Consider the following 16427-nt stretch of genomic DNA (forward strand, 5'->3'; position numbering starts at 1 on the left):
GTGACCATTTGCCCCTCCCATAGGGCAGTTTGGATCCAGCGTTACGGTCTTTTCCGCTCTGATTTTTTGCTCGAAACAGCCATTCGGGCCTTCCCCAATAGATTGCTTGACAGCCTCCCGCCTATCACTAAAATTTCTTGATTTTATCCCATTGATTAAAAATTATTACAAAAAGGCTATTCGACTTGTTTTTATCATCTTAAAATGTTACATTAATCTTGTAGCACGGGGTCAAGTCCCCATAGAAAAGCAGACGATGAACCACATCGGTAGCAAGGATAGGTCGGGAGTTGATGATGATGGGAAATAAGACGAAACAGGTGGTACTGACAGTATTTTCAGCAGGGGCCCTGCTTTTGGGAAGTCCCGCTGCGTGTGAGGCCTTATCTCTTGACGGAGTGCCCTTTCCGCAGCAACATGGACCAGTTGTACAACATGCCGTGACACGTCACGATGAGGATCGCTTCATTGGTCGCCTTTCGGCATCGGCGAGGCTCATGGCACAAAGCCCGCTTTTACCAATGACAGCGACCTTGCTTTTCCTCACGGAATCGAATTTGTAAGCTTTTGTACGAGGGCGTTCAAGGAGTTTTCCTTGACGCCTTCTTTGCTTGCATAAAGTCCCCGTTTCGGGTATGATTTACAAAATGATTCTTTTTCTAGGATATTCCCCAAAAGATGCTGAAAGGCACACGGGGGTGAGGCCAATAAGGCCCAAAGGAGCAATGATGACTCAATTCTGCAAACACTGCGGGCATCTCCTGCCCGACGGTGCTAAATTTTGTGACGCCTGCGGTGCATCGACCGAGGAAGCAAAGACGCCTTTTGCGGCAGGCCCCCAATACGAACCGTGGCATGATGCCGCGCTTCAGGATAAGTTCCTAGGTTTTCGGGGACGCCTCAACAGAAAACGCTATTTTCAACGTACCCTCATCCTGGCAGGCCTTCAGGTCCTTTTGGCCTTTTTCTTTAGGCTATTCCAGCCAGACAATCCAAGCAGTGAAGAGCTGCTTCACATGGCCGTCATGGATGCAGGTTTTTCCTTTACCATGGGCGAACTTGCAGCCCGGATCATCGACGCCTTTTTGTCAGTCCTTCAGCTGGGCCTTGCCCTGCGGCGCTTCCATGACCTTGACCGGTCGTGGGGGAGCCTTTTCCTGCTCATGATTCCATTCATCAATCTGTACTTTCTTTTCCTGCTCTTTTGCAAAAAGGGAACGGCTGGCGACAACCGCTTTGGCCCGGATCCCCTCATGAACTAAGGGAGGACCCTCTCATGGCAGAACAACTTGCTAACAACCTGTGGCGCCTGGAAATCCCTCTCGTGGGGAACCCCCTTAAGGCTCTCAATAGCTACCTCATTACAGGAGAGCGCAACCTTCTCATCGATACGGGGTTCAATGAAGAAACATGTCGAAAGGCCATGGTGGAAGAACTGGACGCTATCGGCGTGTACCTTACGCGGACGGATATCTTTTTGACCCACGTCCACAATGACCATACGGGTCAGTCGACGTTCCTGCACCGTGAGGGCTGCAAGATTTACATCAGTCGCATTGACGGCACTATCATGCGCAATCTCAAGGATCCGGCCTTCTGGGACAAGCGCTACGAAAAATGCGTCCAAAATGGCTTTACGAAAGAAGAAACAGATGGACTGCGCCGCGTCAATCCTGCCCAAACGAAAGGACCGGAACCCTTTGACGGCTACACATATCTTGAAGACGGCGACAAACTGCATTATGGCGGTGTGGACCTTGAGGCGATTTGGACGCCAGGCCATACACCAGGACATTTCTGCCTTTACGCGCCGACGGAAGGCTGGCTTTTTTCCGGAGACCACATCCTCTTTACCATTTCCCCTAATATTTGCGACTGGGAAAATGTGGCGGACTCCTTAGGTGCCTATCTCGAGAGTTTGGGAAAAGTGGAGAACCTTGAAGCGCCCCATCCCTTTCCAAGCCATCGCCGCGTCATGGGCACCATAAAAGAACGCGTAAAAGCCCTTCGGGAACACCATGAGCGCCGCATTGCCGAAGCGCTCCGTATCGTAACCGAAAAGCCGGGGCTGACGCCTTATGAAATTGCAGGCCGCATGCAGTGGAAGATCCGATCCCGCAACTGGGAAGAATTTCCCCTCGCCCAAAAATTCTTTGCCGTCGGCGAAACTGTCGCCCACCTGGACTACCTTCGCCTGCGGGGGAAGGTGGTTCGTGAAACGGTGAAGGGGAAGAATCGATATCGAGCCGTGTAACGATCAGCCAACCCAAGGATTATCCTCTTACAAAAGCTAAATAAAAACCAAGAGCCCAAAACCAAACCTGCGTCTGAATTTGGTTTTGGGCTTTTCTTACGATTTTTGCCTTACAATCTTTTGCGTTTCAATCTTTTGCCTCTGTGTTTTTCCCCTCGTGTTTTCGCCTTGGAAACGGCGAATGCCGTTCCGCCTTACCAAAGCGGGGGTATCCACCGAAAAGGCTTGCTTGCGAGCGTGGATGGTGGATGAGGAGGAGCAGTTTGGTGCCGGCGTTCTGGTCTTTCTTCTATTTACATGATTCAAATGGGGCTCAGATTGGTTCAGATGCTAGGAAAAAAGCTGCAGGCTGACGAAGCCGCACACGCATTTTTGTGCTGCTAGGAAGTCTGCGTCTTTTTGACAACGCAGATGGGCCGATATGAGCTTCAGGCGAATCATGTTTCCTCTAAAAAACCGAAAAAATTCCAAGAAGTGGCTCGCCCAAGGGCTCCATTTTTTCGGGCGACTTTAACATGAAATTGTGGTACGTAATCTCTTGCGAATCGCCATGCCTTCCTTGCTCTCAAAAGAATCATTTCTCAAGCAAGGATGGCAAGTAACTGCATTGAATCGGCGCGATTTCTGCGCCGAGTAAAAATAAAAAGGACGCCCAGGCGTAGGCGATCCCCAAACGTGGGACGGTCCATCGTACGATAGGCCATGAGGCCATTGTTTCCACAAAATCTTTTTCAAGCAATGGTCTCACGTACTTCATTAAATCCGCCCGATTTTTGGGCTGAGCAAAAAACTCACTTCACATACCCATCATAAACCCGGCGCGACAAATCCGCCACCGACGCATACGGCGTATAATCCCGCGTAAATACAACGAGGACATAGTCGCCTTTTGCCGTATAGACGATGCCCCCATCGTGGCGCAGGTCGCGCACCTCGCCCGTCTTGTGGGCTACGACCGTGCCTTTGGGGAGCTTATCGGGAAGCATATCCGTATCGACCTGGGCCTTATAGATGGCAAGCATTTGGGCATCAAGGTCCTTACTTACGCATTTTCCCTGATAAAGACGCTTAAAAAGAAGCCCCACGTCCCTTACGGTGGTCATGTTTTCGGCGCCTTTTTTCGCGGCATCAAAATCCATCATCTTGCGGCGGAGCGTCGTATCCTTATAGCCGTGCTCCTTAAGGTAGCGGTTGACGCGGTCCATGCCCAAGCGGTCAATCATGAGGTTTGTCGCCGTATTGTCACTGTGGATGATCATTTCATCCAGGGCTTTTTTTACCGTGACCGTCGTACCCTTGGGCATTCCTTGAAGGACGCCGGATCCAGCAACAACGTTTTTATCCGTTAGGGTAAACGTCTCTGTAAGGCTCAGTTTCCCGTCCCTAATATCCTCATAGGCGGCAGCAAGGATGAAGACCTTGATCATACTGGCTGCCGGTGTCTGTACGCTGTTGCGGTAATATCCCTTTCCCGTTTTAAGGTCGGAGAAATAGACGCCGTAGGGTGCGGCACCTTTGACGGTCTTTGACACAGCTGCAAGGTTTGCCGGCACATTTACCGCCGCCATAACAGGCGTGCTCCACAGGGTGACTGTAAGGAGCGCCGCCCCCATAAGGGCCGCGCCTTTTTTCATCATATCCATCATAAAAATTTCAGTCCTTTCTTTGTAAGCGCCTCCCGCAAGCCCTTCATAAAGGTAGGCCCGGGATCAATCTTTCCATGGTAATAGTTCGGCACGTCTTCGCGCCAAAGGTCCGTCTGTTTCGCCTTATCCTGCTCATAATGACCAAGGACCGTCGTAAGGGTCGGGTACTTATCCTTCAAATAGGAAATGAGAGCAATATTGGCCCTAAGTTGGGCCTCCGTAAGGTCTTCTTTACCCCTGGCGCCGCCCACGTTTTCAATGCCGATGGCGCACCAATTGAGCCCAATGGCATGGCGGGCAAGGGCCGTTTCCGGCATGAGCTGCCAAATGGCCCCATCCCGGCCCACAAGAAACTGGGCCCCCACATTGAGCGTGCCATAGGAAAGCCTTGGATTTTCCTCGGCGTAAAAAAATTGGTATGTTCCCTCTTGGGAATCATTGGCCGTCCAGTGGACGACAACGGCGCGGGGTTTGATGTCCGTCATTTCCCGGCCATAGTGAAGCTTGCTGTAAGCTTTCATGAGTGTGTTGCGTTTGGGTGATTGAGCCACGTACTTTTGGATGATGGCCGGCCGTTCCGCCTTTTTTCCCGGTGCGGAAAAACCGCAGGCGCTCGGCAGCAACAGGGCGCAGCTAAAAAGGATCAAGAGCCGTTTTTTCACGAATGCACGCCCTCTTCGGCAAGGGGATCCGGTCCATAGCGGTTCTCCCCTTCCGTTCCCTTTTCGGCGCAAAGCATAAAGGCAACATAAAGGCCATAAAAGGGAACCCATATAAACGCCACGATCTCCCCTGATTTTCCTAAATCATGGGCACGGCGAATGGCAAGCATGAGAAGGATCATCTGGGGCATGATGAAAAGAGCCATCATCACGAGGCTGTTTACCATCATGAAAAGGACAATAAAAAGAGGCCCGCTCGCTTCCTGCAGCGTCTTGGCAAAATAAAACTGCCCGGCCATATAAAGGGCTACGAAAAGAAATGATAAAGCAAAAACAGAAAGGCTGCGCAGGAGATAGGCCTTGCGGCAGAGCCGTCCTTTTGTTCCCCAATAGTCGGCTTTGAAACGCTCAAAAAACGTTTCTGGCTCCTTTGGTTCCTGATGATTGGAGGCGGCCTCTATCACAGGTGTTCCGCACGCTGGGCAGAACGCGGCGTTTTCGGGAAGAATGCGGCCACAGTGAGCACAATAGTTGGTCATCATATTTTCTCCTTTCAAAAAAGATTCTTTCCTTCAAGATCCTGCGGCTCCAAAAGCTGGAGGCCATGGGCCTTTAAGAGGCGCGCCGTAATGCCAGGCTCCTTTACAAGGGTTTTCGTAAAGGAGCCATCGTAGCGGGATGAAACGCCGCAGCTGGGACTTTTTGCCTGGAGGATAACAAGATCGGCGCCCTCTTTTTGCGCAAGGTGCAGGACTTTTTCAGCCCCTTGATCATAAGCGTCCGTCACATCAAGACCGCTTTGGGTCCTGACGCGGCCATCAGGCTGGATTTCTGCCGGCGGGCGCGGCGTCAACAGTCCGCCCATCACTTCTGGACAGATGGGAATGACGCGGGCATGAGAGGCTTTCAAAAAGGCCTGGACCAACCGGTGGGGCTTACTTTTCCCGTCATAGCGACAGGGCGTTCCCAAAAGACAGGCACTCACAAGGATGGTTTTTTCACTCATGACAGGGCCCCCTTAAAATGCTGCTCTACATTGCGGATGGAATAGATGACCATAGGCACAACAAAGAAAGTCGCTGCAAACCACGCCGCCTGGTCAGCCCAAGTAATGGCATCATAGCCAAAGGAGCCAACAAAAAGGACGGACACGACGGTGCGGGCAATCATCTCAAGGACCCCGCTCATCATGGCCTTGCGGGCATTGCCCAGGCCTTGGATGCTCATGCGGCACACATTCAAGATCCCCAGCACCCACAGACAGTACCCCATGCGGCGCAGGTAAAGGGCGGCAAGGTCCAGTTCGACGGTATTTGCCGCGTCAAGAAAGAGCAGGCACAGGTCCCGGCCCCACAAAATCATGGCAAAAAGGCCAAAAATCGCACCGTAAAGGACGCTGACGATGGTGCCCTTGTAAATGCCCTTGCGGATGCGGTCCGTCTGGCGGGCACCGAAGTTTTGGGCCACAAAAGTGGAAACAGCCGTGGCAAAGGCATCAAAAGGTGCGAGAAGAAAGAGCTTGATCTTTGTTCCTGCCGTAAAGGCCGATACAAACTGCGTTCCCAGGGAATTATTGGCGCTCTGCATGACCATGGAGCCAATGGCCGTAATGGAGTACTGCAGCCCCATGGGAATACCGATGCCCATGAGGTCTCTTCCTTCAAGGAAATCGTAGTGACGGGCCTCTTCTTCGATATGAAGGACATCGTAACGGCGCGCCACCGCATAAAGGCAAAGGAGCGCCGAAAGGGCCTGAGAAAGGACCGTGGCCAAAGCCGCTCCGGCAACCCCCATCCCAACATTGACGATAAAAAGAAAGTCCAGCCCAATATTAAGGATCGACGCCACGGCAAGATAGATAAAAGGCGTCTTGGAGTCGCCAATGGCCCGCATGAGTCCAGCAAGGTAATTATACATGACCGTAAAGGGAATCTCACAGAAGATGATGATGAGATAGACCCATGCATCATGAAAGATTTCTTCCGGCACCTGCAGGAGATGGAGGATGTGATTGCAGAAAACCGTCGTCAAGAGGGTCACAAGGGCGGCAAATAAGGCGGCAAGGATTCCTCCTGCATATTCATAGCGGTGCATGCCGCTGTAATCCTTGGCGCCAAAGCGCTGTCCCACAGGGATGGAAAAGCCCAGACTCATGCCGATGCAAAAACCCATGACGAGGAACTGGATGCTTGTCGACGAGCCTACGGCGGCAAGGGCCTTAGCCCCCAAGGTTTGTCCCACAATGGCCGTATCGACAAGATTATAGGTCTGTTGGAAGAGGTTCCCCATGAGAAGAGGCAGACTGAATTTTACAATAAGAGGCAGGATGGGCCCTTGGGTCATATCCTTAGTGCGGCTTTGTGCCATACAATCACTTCATTTCTTTTTCGTTAGGACCGGTCCGCAATCTTTTGAAGGACCCGTTCCTTTTCGGCCCCCTCATAAAGAACAGGCCGATAGTCATTATAATAAGGTGTCGAGGAAATGCGGCAGGCAATGAGCGTGCCGCCATCAGAACCATGAAGGTACCCATCTTCAAAGGCAAAGCGTTCCTGGTAAATGAGGGCATCTTTGTCACGGGGATTGCTGTTGCCGCCGAAGCAGAAATTTCCCAGACTGTAGATGATGCGCCGCCCTTTATAGGTCTCCGTTCCCTGCACAATGTGGGGATGGGCACCCAGAACCAAATGAGCGCCGTGGTCGATGGCAAGATGGGCAAGATCGCGCTGGTTCTCGTCGGCATAGGGCTCAAGCTCCGTTCCCCAGTGGAAATAGCAGATGATGAGACGGGCGCCCTTTCGCTTCACTTTTTCCAGTTCCGCAATGAGCTGTGTCTCCGCGCCGCCCGTAAGGTCGTTGATACCAATCAGGCCAACGGGAATGCCCTTGATGAGCATGACGGGGCTTTCTTCGTAGCCAAATGGCATGACGCCAGCCTTTCCTAAGGTGCCGAACGTATCCCAATAGCCTTCATTCCCATAGTCATAGCTGTGATTATTGGCAAGGGTCGCTGCTTCGACGCTGCCTTCCGTAAGAACCCGCACATAGTCGGCCTTTCCTTTAAAAGCAAAGGTCTTGTCCTGCCGGTCCGTACTTTCTGTCAGGGCTCCCTCCATATTGACAAGGGTGAGATCATCATGGGCAAAGATTGACGCTACGCCCTTCAAAAAGACCGATGCATCCCCATTGGCCGCGTCATAGGAAGCGGGAAACGTCCCCTCATAGCCAAAGGACTCATCCGTTCCAAGGGTGCAGTCCCCTGCTGCGGAAATGGTAAGGACCGTAACCGTCTTTTGCGGCGGCTCTTCCTTTGGCGGTACCGGTCTTTCCTGTGTTACGACGGCAATCCTTGCAGGAAGTTTCTGCTGCAGTGCATAAGAATCGTGCAGGGGAAGGTCTTCCCTTTGCAACAAGCCAATGGCGATTTCCGCCTCGTGAACCTTGAGGAGCGGCGGCAGCTCCTTTTTAGGTTCTGCCGTGCCGGGTAGGATGACAAAGGCCGTAAAAGCAAAAAGGAGCGCTCCTTGGCGCAGGGGCCAGGGAAAACGCGAATTTTTTTTCAAGAAAGAAAAACAGGGCGGGATGGTCATGATGACTGGCTCCTTTAAACGACAATGGTCAGTACCATTGTACATTATTTCAGGGGAAATTGCGAAGAAAAAGAAGGGGATCGGCTGCCACACAACAAGATATTGAAAAGATGATCCGCTCTCTTACAATCTTTTGCCTCCGTGTTTTTGCCTTACAATCTTTTGCGTTATGATCTTTTGGCTCTGCGTTTTTCCCTTCGTTTTTTCGCCTTGGAAACGGCGAAAGCCGTTCCGCCTTACCAAGGCGAGGTATCTACCGAAAAGGCTTGCTTGCGGGCGTGGGTTGTGGATGAGGAGGGTGGTTTGGCGCCGTGCGCTATGGTCTTTTAAGGCACTCATTGGCACATGTGACGCCGGACCCAAACCGCCCCCTAACGGGGGACGGGTCCAAACTTAATTCGCCCAGGGACATGTTTCTCAGACTTCCGCTATCGCTTTAAAAGCGTCCTTCGAAACTCCGGGCGAATCTGCCTCGCTAACCGCTCGCAGGGATACCTCACTGGCATTCCTCATCCACCACCAAAACGGCCAGCCTTTAATTTTAAATACGTAAGGCTGGCCGTTTCGGTCCCCCGCCTTGGCAAAGGCGGATCGATGCTGCGCATCGAGTTCTAAGGGAAAAGACCGGTCGAAGGACGTTCCAGCAACTGCCATTGTGCTTCCTACGTTTCAAAAAGACCCGCTTCTTACAAAAACCGAATATAAGATAAGAGCCCAAAACCGAACCTATCTCTACGTTCGGTTTTGGGCTTACCTTGTGTTCTTTTGCCTTACAATCTTTTGCGTTATGGTCTTTTGGCTCTGCGTTTTTCCCTTCGTTTTTTCGCCTTGGAAACGGCGAAAGCCGTTCCGCCTTACCAAGACGGGGTATCCACCAAAAAGGCTTGCTTGCGGGCGTGGGTGGTGGATGAGGAGGGCGGTTCTTGCCCGACGTTCCGGTCTTTTCTTCCAAGTGCTTTTTGCGAATTCGGTTCAGATGACGTATCGTCATCCTCCATTACCTCGTTAAGATCAGGAAGCAAACAATGGGGGCACACCCTTATGGAGAATCGGAGCGATGTATGCTCCGCCCTAAAACCCAAGCGCCTCATTCACCAAGATTACCTTGATCCGGCCTTTTTCCTGGGAAAAGCGCGTCACAAGGAGATTGCAGCAAATGGTATCAGGCGACTTGCAGTCGGCACAGGCTCCATTCACCTTGCACGGAGTCTTTCCATTTGGGAAGCGCTGGGCATTGATTGGGGCCGCAACGTTCCTGACCCGATAGACAGCATGTTCCACATCCTTTGTCACCTTGTTCATACCGACAATCATAAGGACCTGCTTCGGACCGTAGGCAATGCAGGAAACGCGGTTCGAATTCCCGTCAAGGTTCACAAGGACGCCATCTTCCGTAATGGCATTCGTACTTGATAGAAAGGTATCGCAGCTGTGGGCTTTCAGCATCATCTCCCGCTTTTCTTCGGGCGTCTTTTTCGTATCCCGGTTATAAACCGTGTACTGCCCCTGGATCAGGGCTTCCTTGAGTCCGATTTCCTCAATGGAATAGGTCCCGCCCCAGCTGACGCTTGAACCTTTGGGAATCAAGTCCAAAGCAAGGCCTAGGGCTTCGTCCTTTGTTTCTACAAAATAGCCTTCCATATTGCGGCTTTGGAGTCCCTTGATCACTTTTTCCGCTACTTTGCGGTTCCGTTCCTTTTCAAATGACAGCATGACCATCTCTCCCCTCTGTGAGTGCTTGTTCTTTCCCTCTTATTATATCACGGAAGAAAAGGCAGCGCCTATTATTTAACGACACTTGGAAGCCACGTAGCAAGTTCTGGAACAAAGCAGAGGAAGAGGATTTCTACCGCCATGGCACCGATATAGGGAATGACGCCGCGGATGATGTCTTCCATGCGGCTCTCGGGACTGACGCCTTTGAGGACAAAAAGATTCATGCCTACGGGCGGCGTGATAAGGGCCATTTCCATGTTGATCTGCATCACGACATTAAACCAAATGGGATCAAAACCCAACTGTTTGATGATGGGGTATAAGATGGGCACCGTGATAAAGATAATGGAGACGGTTTCAAGGATGCAGCCCAAAAAGAGCAGGAGCAGATTGATCAGAATGAAAAAGACCCAGCGGCTCACTTCCACTTCGGCAACCATCATCGTAAGGGCCTGGGGCACCTGCAAAATGGTGAGAACAAAGCCAAAGAGGGACGCACCGATCATGATGGCAAAGATCATGGCCGACGTTCCCACCGTCTCCATGAGAATGCCCGGCAGGTCCTTTACGGAAAGGGTTCGGTAAATCACAAAGGTGATGAAAAGGGCATAGACCGTACCGACAGCGGCTGCTTCCGTCGGCGTAAAGGCCCCCGTATAGATGCCGCCCACAACGATGACAGGAAGGAGCAGTCCCCAAATGGACCCTTTCAGGGCAGCAAAGCGTTCGGAAAGGGGCGCCTTTTTTTCAAGCTTTAAATGACGGGAGCGGTAGACGACGATAAAAATGAAAAAGACCGTCATGAGCACGCCGGGAAGGACACCACTCATAAAAAGCTGGCCAATGGATTCACCCGTAATGGACCCATAAAGGATCATGGGAATGGACGGCGGAATGAGGATACCCAGCGTTCCGCCGCCGGCCACGGCGCCCAGTACAACGGACCGGTCATAGCCCCGTTTCAGCATTTCCGGAATGGCAATGGCTCCGACTGTGACCGCGCAGGCCACACTGGAACCTGTAATCGCGGCAAAGATGCCGCAGGCGACAATCGTCGCAATGCCAAGGCCGCCGGGCAGATGCCGCAGCCACTTATTGCCCAGGTCAAAAAGGTCTTCCCCGACCTTTCCCTTGAGCAAAATGGCGCTCATGAGGATGTAAAGCGGCACGGCGCAGAGGACAAAATCATCGAGAGCCTTATAGGCCAGGATGGGAATTTGCTCCAGGGCGCCGTCACCGGGCATAAAAAGCACCATGCCCAAAAGACCCGACGCACCCAAGGAAAAGGCCACAGGAACGCCAATGGCAAGAAGCACCAGTAAGGCAAAGGTAAAGATGACAATCATGCGGCCTTTCCTCCTTTCTCGTTACGGTAGGCCAGAACGGATTCGCCAAAGAGGCGGACAAACTGCAGGAACAGGACCCCGATCCCAATGGGCATGGACAGCTGGGGAATCCACAAGGGCATGCGCAGCGTACTTGCCGCCACCATGTCAAGGTCATAGGATGTATAGACCATTTGGGCCGATGTATAGCAGAAAATGACTGTAAAAATCATGCAGATGATAGAGACGGCCATGCGCAGGACTTCATTTGTCTTTTGAGGCAAATGGGAAATCATCATATCAACATGGATATGGCGACCCCGGGCCATAGCTTCCCCCATGCCTAAAAATCCCGCCATGAGGATGCAGTAGGTAGATAGCTCCGTGGCCCATTCCGTCGGTTCATTGAAAAGCCCGCGAGATACGACTTCATAAAAAATCGAGAAAACAGGGACAAAGAGCAGGATGCCCGCAAGGACGGCCGTAAAATTTGTCACTTTTTCAAGGATCCTGTTATAGACAGCAAATATAGATTGCATGGACTTCGCCCCTCCCTTCCTTAGACTTTTACGGCCATATCAAGGACCGTTTTGCCAATCGAACCCGTATGATTCAGGAACGTATCCCAAACGGACTTTGTCGCCTTGCGCCAAGCAATCAGTTCATCTTCAGGGACTACGTAGATTTCCATGCCTTTGGCCTTGAGATCCGCCAGGCCCTTTTCATCCATGGCCTTCGCATTTTTTCGGGTCTCTTCTTGCACTTCCTTCGCCGCTTCCATAAAGGCCTCCTGCTGCTCCTTACTCATCTTGGCAAAGGAGCGGTCGTTCATGGCGAGAATGAATTCCGGCGATGCATGGTTCGTCACGGTGAGATACTTGGCCACTTCGTAGATTTTGCGGTCCCGCATGGCGCTCGTGCCGGAACTTTGTCCATCAATGGTGCCGCGCTGCATAGCCATATAGACTTCTGCAGAACCCATGGTCACGGGCGATGCGCCGAGGGCCTTGATGGTTTCCGACGCAATTTCGCTGTAACCACGGATCTTCAGGCCCTCAAAATCTTGAGGCTTTTGGATAGGCTTCTTGTTATTGGCAAACTGGACAAAACCGTAGTCCGCCCAATAGACGACCTTGACATGCTTTTTCGCCAGTTCATCAGCAAGGGTCCTGCCCATGCCTCCATCGATGGCCTGATCGATTTTTTCGTAGCTAGGGAATACAAAGGGCACATCAAAGACTTCCATAGCAGGCACCACCGTCGCCCAGCGCCCCACCGTATTAAGGCCCATATCGACACCGCCTGTCATGATGGCATCGTTCATGCTCTTGTCGTTATAGAGCTGCCCTGCCGGATAGGCCGTAATCGTCACCTCGCCATGGGTCTTTTCCTTCACCTTCTGGATAAAGGATTCGACACCCTTTGCCAGGGGATGGTCCGCTGGCAGATGATAGGCAAGCTTGTACTCGATCTTGCCGCCTTGACCGCTTGTGGCTGCTTCCTTTTTGCCGCACCCCGCAAAGGCTGTCATCAGGACCGCCAGACAGGCTGCCGTCATCACTTTCATCATCTTCCTCGTTTTCATCGTTTTCCTCCTTGTTCCACACTGGCAAGGCCGCTGTATACTGTATCCATAGTTGCAACATAAAAATAACCCCTGCTGGATCTTCTCCAGCAGGGGCGTTGGTTCGCGGTACCACCCTACCATTGTACTCTTGGCCTTATAACGCATCCATAGCGCCTTACCCTAGGGGACGCGGCCCTTCAGATAAGGGGTTTACAGGTGAGAAGCATGCCCTATCCGCACTGCCTCGCATCACCCGGCAGCTCTCTTAGCTTCATCGTTCATGCTATTCCTGATCATTACCTTTTGCTTGTAAAAATTGTATTGACGCAAGTATACCACAGAATTGAAATGTGTCAACAAAATATTTTATATTTTCTCTATCCGATAGTATTTTGTAAACTTGCTAACAACATAGCTTAATTTTGTCTTTTTAAAACGAACATTCCCGAAAGAAAAGCAAAATGGTTCCGAGAGGATAAAAGGTCCCTCTTTCTATGCTATAATGGGAAAAATCCATCACGATAGGAGTGGGTTCCTTCATGATCAGTTTTCTCCTCTTCCTGATCCAGTTTGCCATCGACTACGTCATGCTCGTCGTGCATCTATATTTCATTATCCAGGCTCTTGTCATTTTTACGCCCTCCACATGGTTCCGCCCCCTGCACACAGGTGGCCTCACCAGTCAGGATGTGACCTTGCTTCTTGCCCTCTGCCTCATCATTCCTGCCCTTTTGAGCCGTTTTTCCTTTTTCCAGTCCATCCTTCTCCATGTAAACGGCGCGCGCAGAGCCAAAGGCGATGATCTTGCCTACATCGAAGCCTGCCTTGACCCAGTGCTCCAAAAAGCGGGCCTTCGGCGCAGTGACTTTACGCTCTATATCCAAGACACGGCAGAGCTCAACGCCTATGCTTTTGGCGACCATCATATCGTCGTCTTTAAGGGGCTTCTTGACCAGCTTCCCATGGACGAGGTGAGCGGTGTCCTCGCCCATGAATTGGGTCACCTCCATTATCACCATACGCAGTGGCTGCTCTTAAGCTACGGCATGAATCTTCCCATTACCTTCGTCAGTGGCATCTACCGGGCCATCGTCTTTATGCTCCGCATCTTTCTCATCATCCCCATCTTGGGCCTACTCATTTCCCTCATGGTCTTTTTCTGCAACTTGTGGATCCAGGCCTTGAGCTTTACCATGAATTTCCCGCTCCACCTGCTCCGGCTTGTCAAAGCAAGGCAGGACGAATATGCCGCCGACAGGTACGCCTTTGAAATCGGCTACGGCGTCGAGCTCCATAACGCCCTCTTTGACATATCGGGCGGCGGTGCTGACGACTCCGGATTTTTTGGCCGCCTATGGTCCGATCACCCTGTGACACGAAAGCGGCTCGAAAAACTAAGGGAACTTGTGACCCAGGTAGAAGGCAGGGACGCAGAGCAAGCGGAATAAGGCTGCCCCTCGGCCACGCCAGACCGAATCCATAAAAAAATGCAAAACACGGCCCAAGGAGCGCGATTCATGCACTCCTTGGGCCGTGTTTTGCATTTTGAAGAAACCCACACAGGACGAGTTTCCCGTCATGAGCGAGCCGCCTATGCCGGTCATGCTCATGACAGCGGCACCGCCTCCTCACTGCAAGGCGAAAGGCTTTCTCAATCAAGCACCAATAACAGCGCCATCTTGAAAGGGCCCTGTGCCGTAACCGCATGACGGCCGCCTTTATCAAAAACGAAGCTTTCACCAGCAGAAATGAGATGGTCCGTTCCTTCATAGGTGATGACAGCTTTCCCTTCAAGGGCCATGACAAGGGCCTTTCCGGGAGCCGCGTGTTCCGTAAGGCCCGTCCCTTCACCAAAGCCCATGAGAGCCAGTTTCATATGGGGCGACGAAACAACGTCACGATTGACAATCTTTCTCGCTTCTGTCGGGACAAGGTCCTTGAATACAAATAATTGACCAGCCTCAAGATTCATGATGAGATCCTCCTTTGTCGATAGTTCGGTATAAATCGCACCGCCTTCTGTGTGGACGCCAAAAGCAACACCAAGAGGAACAATGAGACTATTCCCTTGGGAAAGGAAAAACGCGGTGCGGCCCGCTTGGACCGTCATGGCCCCATCAAGTACCGTCAGGAGCTTAGGATAGGCATAGGTCTCTGGACTGATATCCGTACGGGGCGCAAGGGAAAACGCGTGAAAGGCAGCTGAAGGTCCCATAAGAAGCTGCTGCGAAACCGTGCAGCCTGGGACATAAGCATTTTCTTTTACAATGGAAAAAGGCGTATGAACGGCTTTCATAGTCGGGTCCTCCTTTCGTTACTTGTAGTATAGGGAAAACGGTCAGGTGATTCTGTTGGTAAAACAACAAAAATAAAGAAAGTTCCCCTTTCGTCCCCTCTTCGAGGCATCAGGCAAGATTCCCCGTTCTTTGTCCCTCACCGCTCCCAACACGTTCAGCATCGCTCCCAATCCCCATTTGCCCATCCCCTGACTTTCCGGTACAATAAGGGAAAGGAATGATTCGGCAGCCTGAGGGGCAGGATGCCGCAGAAAAGGAGATGCCTTATGCTTAACTATCTTGTTTTTATTGCGACTGCACTCATCGGGTTCCTGCTCCGCCAACTTGAGATCCCAATCCCCTACATGCTGGGCGGGATTCTTGCTGCCTTTTGCTGTAAAACCTTTTATAGACCAACATTTTCTGGGTCCCTCTCCCTTCGCAACGCCATGCTGGGCATAGCGGGGTACGGCATTGGGGCCCACTGCACATCAGGCACCATCATGCGCATGGGCGCAGAACTGCCCGGCGTCCTGGGGGCCTCTCTCAGCACGCTTTTTGTTTCCGTCTGTGTTGCCATCTACATGGCCCGCCACACCTTTGCCAATCTGCTGAGCAGTGTCATGGGCTGCCTGCCTGGCGGCTTGACGCAGATGACGCTCCTTATGGAAGAATACCATGATGCCGACGAAAACGTCGTCGTCGTTTCCCAATGCCTGCGCCTTTTCGTCGTTGAAGTGAGCGTTCCTTTCCTTGCCATCAACCTATTTGGCGGGATCCTGACCAAGACCGCCGCGCCGAACCTTTTGGCAGGCCTTGTCACAGACGGGATGAAGCTCTTTCACCCGGGCTGGCTCATCGTTTTTCCCCTTGCCGTAATGGGGCAGCTTTTTGCCCGCAAGGTCCATCTGCCCACGGGGAACCTTTTAGGGCCCATCCTCTTTACCGCTTTTTATGCCACACTCTGGGGTCCGATTCCTTCTGTTCCTCCCGCCGTCATGGCTTTTGCCCAAATGAGCATTGGCATCTATATTGGAACCATGCTTGACCGGGATAAACTGCTGCGAACCAAGCGCCTTGTTCCCAATGTCCTTGTTGGCTCCCTGCTCATGGTCGGAACCAGCGCGGTCGTAGCCGTCATTATCGGAAAAGCTTACGGCTATTCTCCGATTGGCGCTTTCCTTGCCGTAGCTCCCGGTGGTATTGCTGAAATGTGTCTAGCCGGCATGGAAATGAGCCAGGATGTTGCCATGATCCTCACCTACCAGCTGATCCGTGTTCTCATGCTGAACTTTGCCGTGCCCTTTGCCATTAAACGCTTTTTCCCCAAAGAAAGCCTGTAAGCGGAAGGATTGGTGAAAAGCTGCCAATGGTCAAAAGCATATGGGAAC

16 protein-coding genes are annotated in these 16427 nt (G+C 51.9%); 4 read left to right on the plus strand and 12 right to left on the minus strand.

The features are described 5' to 3' along the window. The first annotated feature begins 725 nt into the window (after positions 1-725). Together DW817_RS05740 and DW817_RS05745 are read left to right on the plus strand one after the other, a co-directional pair. Positions 726-1262: a DUF805 domain-containing protein gene (locus tag DW817_RS05740; RefSeq protein ID WP_014129104.1), complete on the plus strand. Its 537-nt coding sequence runs from the start codon at positions 726-728 to the stop codon at positions 1260-1262. A 14-nt stretch (positions 1263-1276) separates the two neighbouring features. After that, positions 1277-2254, plus strand: a complete 978-nt coding sequence (locus tag DW817_RS05745; protein ID WP_120111444.1) for an MBL fold metallo-hydrolase — start codon at positions 1277-1279, stop codon at positions 2252-2254. Positions 2255-3045: 791 nt separating this feature from the next. Here DW817_RS05745 and DW817_RS05750 read toward each other — a convergent pair. From DW817_RS05750 to DW817_RS05805, 11 genes are all read right to left on the minus strand, one after another. Continuing rightward, positions 3046-3900 (minus strand): serine hydrolase, encoded by an 855-nt coding sequence (locus DW817_RS05750; protein ID WP_009016309.1) that lies wholly within the window; start codon positions 3898-3900, stop codon positions 3046-3048. Next, positions 3897-4562, minus strand: a complete 666-nt coding sequence (locus tag DW817_RS05755; protein WP_009016310.1) for an N-acetylmuramoyl-L-alanine amidase — start codon at positions 4560-4562, stop codon at positions 3897-3899. Before DW817_RS05755 ends, DW817_RS05750 begins: the two co-directional genes overlap by 4 nt. After that, the gene (locus DW817_RS05760) at positions 4559-5104 is read right to left on the minus strand and encodes a zinc-ribbon domain-containing protein (RefSeq protein ID WP_009016311.1); all 546 of its coding nucleotides are present in this window, start codon (positions 5102-5104) and stop codon (positions 4559-4561) included. The genes DW817_RS05755 and DW817_RS05760 overlap by 4 nt, the downstream gene beginning before the upstream one ends. A gap of 11 nt (positions 5105-5115) precedes the next feature. Further along, positions 5116-5568: a DUF523 domain-containing protein gene (locus DW817_RS05765; protein ID WP_009016312.1), complete on the minus strand. Its 453-nt coding sequence runs from the start codon at positions 5566-5568 to the stop codon at positions 5116-5118. Continuing rightward, positions 5565-6929, minus strand: a complete 1365-nt coding sequence (locus DW817_RS05770; protein ID WP_120111452.1) for an MATE family efflux transporter — start codon at positions 6927-6929, stop codon at positions 5565-5567. Before DW817_RS05770 ends, DW817_RS05765 begins: the two co-directional genes overlap by 4 nt. A gap of 23 nt (positions 6930-6952) precedes the next feature. Beyond that, positions 6953-8152, minus strand: a complete 1200-nt coding sequence (locus DW817_RS05775) for a CapA family protein (RefSeq protein ID WP_243634078.1) — start codon at positions 8150-8152, stop codon at positions 6953-6955. 417 nt (positions 8153-8569) lie between these two features. Next, the gene (locus tag DW817_RS05785; protein WP_026385500.1) at positions 8570-8806 is read right to left on the minus strand and encodes a hypothetical protein; all 237 of its coding nucleotides are present in this window, start codon (positions 8804-8806) and stop codon (positions 8570-8572) included. Between the two features lie 417 nt (positions 8807-9223). Then, complete coding sequence (locus DW817_RS05790; protein WP_016459903.1) at positions 9224-9865, minus strand: lactate utilization protein; 642 nt, start codon at positions 9863-9865, stop codon at positions 9224-9226. 71 nt (positions 9866-9936) lie between these two features. Then, positions 9937-11214, minus strand: coding sequence for a TRAP transporter large permease (locus tag DW817_RS05795; protein ID WP_120111459.1), 1278 nt, complete (start codon positions 11212-11214; stop codon positions 9937-9939). Then, on the minus strand, positions 11211-11732 hold the full coding sequence (locus tag DW817_RS05800; protein ID WP_120111462.1) for a TRAP transporter small permease: 522 nt from the start codon (positions 11730-11732) through the stop codon (positions 11211-11213). Before DW817_RS05800 ends, DW817_RS05795 begins: the two co-directional genes overlap by 4 nt. 20 nt (positions 11733-11752) lie before the next feature. Next, positions 11753-12778 carry a TRAP transporter substrate-binding protein gene (locus tag DW817_RS05805; protein ID WP_021737447.1) on the minus strand — a complete coding sequence of 342 codons (1026 nt, stop codon included), beginning with the start codon at positions 12776-12778 and terminating at the stop codon, positions 11753-11755. 521 nt (positions 12779-13299) lie between these two features. On the opposite strand from DW817_RS05805, the gene DW817_RS05810 reads away from it, so the two are divergent. Beyond that, the gene (locus DW817_RS05810; RefSeq protein ID WP_016459901.1) at positions 13300-14208 is read left to right on the plus strand and encodes a M48 family metalloprotease; all 909 of its coding nucleotides are present in this window, start codon (positions 13300-13302) and stop codon (positions 14206-14208) included. A gap of 203 nt (positions 14209-14411) precedes the next feature. On the opposite strand, the gene DW817_RS05815 is transcribed toward DW817_RS05810, so the two are convergent. Beyond that, entirely contained in the window at positions 14412-15056 is a 645-nt protein-coding gene (locus DW817_RS05815; protein ID WP_120111466.1) for a cupin domain-containing protein, read from the minus strand. A 267-nt stretch (positions 15057-15323) separates the two neighbouring features. Between DW817_RS05815 and DW817_RS05820 the strand changes: the two genes are divergently transcribed. After that, positions 15324-16379, plus strand: coding sequence for an AbrB family transcriptional regulator (locus DW817_RS05820; RefSeq protein WP_120111469.1), 1056 nt, complete (start codon positions 15324-15326; stop codon positions 16377-16379). The last annotated feature ends 48 nt before the right edge of the window (positions 16380-16427 follow it).

This window comes from Acidaminococcus sp. AM33-14BH (assembly GCF_003603525.1).
Lineage (GTDB): Bacteria > Bacillota > Negativicutes > Acidaminococcales > Acidaminococcaceae > Acidaminococcus > Acidaminococcus intestini.

What these genes read in the sequence shown, in the direction of transcription:
- DW817_RS05740 (WP_014129104.1), top strand. Translation starts at nt 726, where the DNA reads ATGATGACTCAATTCTGCAAACACTGCGGGCATCTCCTGCCCGACGGT.
- DW817_RS05745 (WP_120111444.1), top strand. Translation starts at nt 1,277, where the DNA reads ATGGCAGAACAACTTGCTAACAACCTGTGGCGCCTGGAAATCCCTCTC.
- DW817_RS05750 (WP_009016309.1), bottom strand. Translation starts at nt 3,900, where the DNA reads ATGATGGATATGATGAAAAAAGGCGCGGCCCTTATGGGGGCGGCGCTC.
- DW817_RS05760 (WP_009016311.1), bottom strand. Translation starts at nt 5,104, where the DNA reads ATGATGACCAACTATTGTGCTCACTGTGGCCGCATTCTTCCCGAAAAC.
- DW817_RS05765 (WP_009016312.1), bottom strand. Translation starts at nt 5,568, where the DNA reads ATGAGTGAAAAAACCATCCTTGTGAGTGCCTGTCTTTTGGGAACGCCC.
- DW817_RS05770 (WP_120111452.1), bottom strand. Translation starts at nt 6,929, where the DNA reads ATGGCACAAAGCCGCACTAAGGATATGACCCAAGGGCCCATCCTGCCT.
- DW817_RS05775 (WP_243634078.1), bottom strand. Translation starts at nt 8,152, where the DNA reads ATGACCATCCCGCCCTGTTTTTCTTTCTTGAAAAAAAATTCGCGTTTT.
- DW817_RS05785 (WP_026385500.1), bottom strand. Translation starts at nt 8,806, where the DNA reads ATGGCAGTTGCTGGAACGTCCTTCGACCGGTCTTTTCCCTTAGAACTC.
- DW817_RS05790 (WP_016459903.1), bottom strand. Translation starts at nt 9,865, where the DNA reads ATGCTGTCATTTGAAAAGGAACGGAACCGCAAAGTAGCGGAAAAAGTG.
- DW817_RS05795 (WP_120111459.1), bottom strand. Translation starts at nt 11,214, where the DNA reads ATGATTGTCATCTTTACCTTTGCCTTACTGGTGCTTCTTGCCATTGGC.
- DW817_RS05800 (WP_120111462.1), bottom strand. Translation starts at nt 11,732, where the DNA reads ATGCAATCTATATTTGCTGTCTATAACAGGATCCTTGAAAAAGTGACA.
- DW817_RS05805 (WP_021737447.1), bottom strand. Translation starts at nt 12,778, where the DNA reads ATGAAAACGAGGAAGATGATGAAAGTGATGACGGCAGCCTGTCTGGCG.
- DW817_RS05810 (WP_016459901.1), top strand. Translation starts at nt 13,300, where the DNA reads ATGATCAGTTTTCTCCTCTTCCTGATCCAGTTTGCCATCGACTACGTC.
- DW817_RS05815 (WP_120111466.1), bottom strand. Translation starts at nt 15,056, where the DNA reads ATGAAAGCCGTTCATACGCCTTTTTCCATTGTAAAAGAAAATGCTTAT.
- DW817_RS05820 (WP_120111469.1), top strand. Translation starts at nt 15,324, where the DNA reads ATGCTTAACTATCTTGTTTTTATTGCGACTGCACTCATCGGGTTCCTG.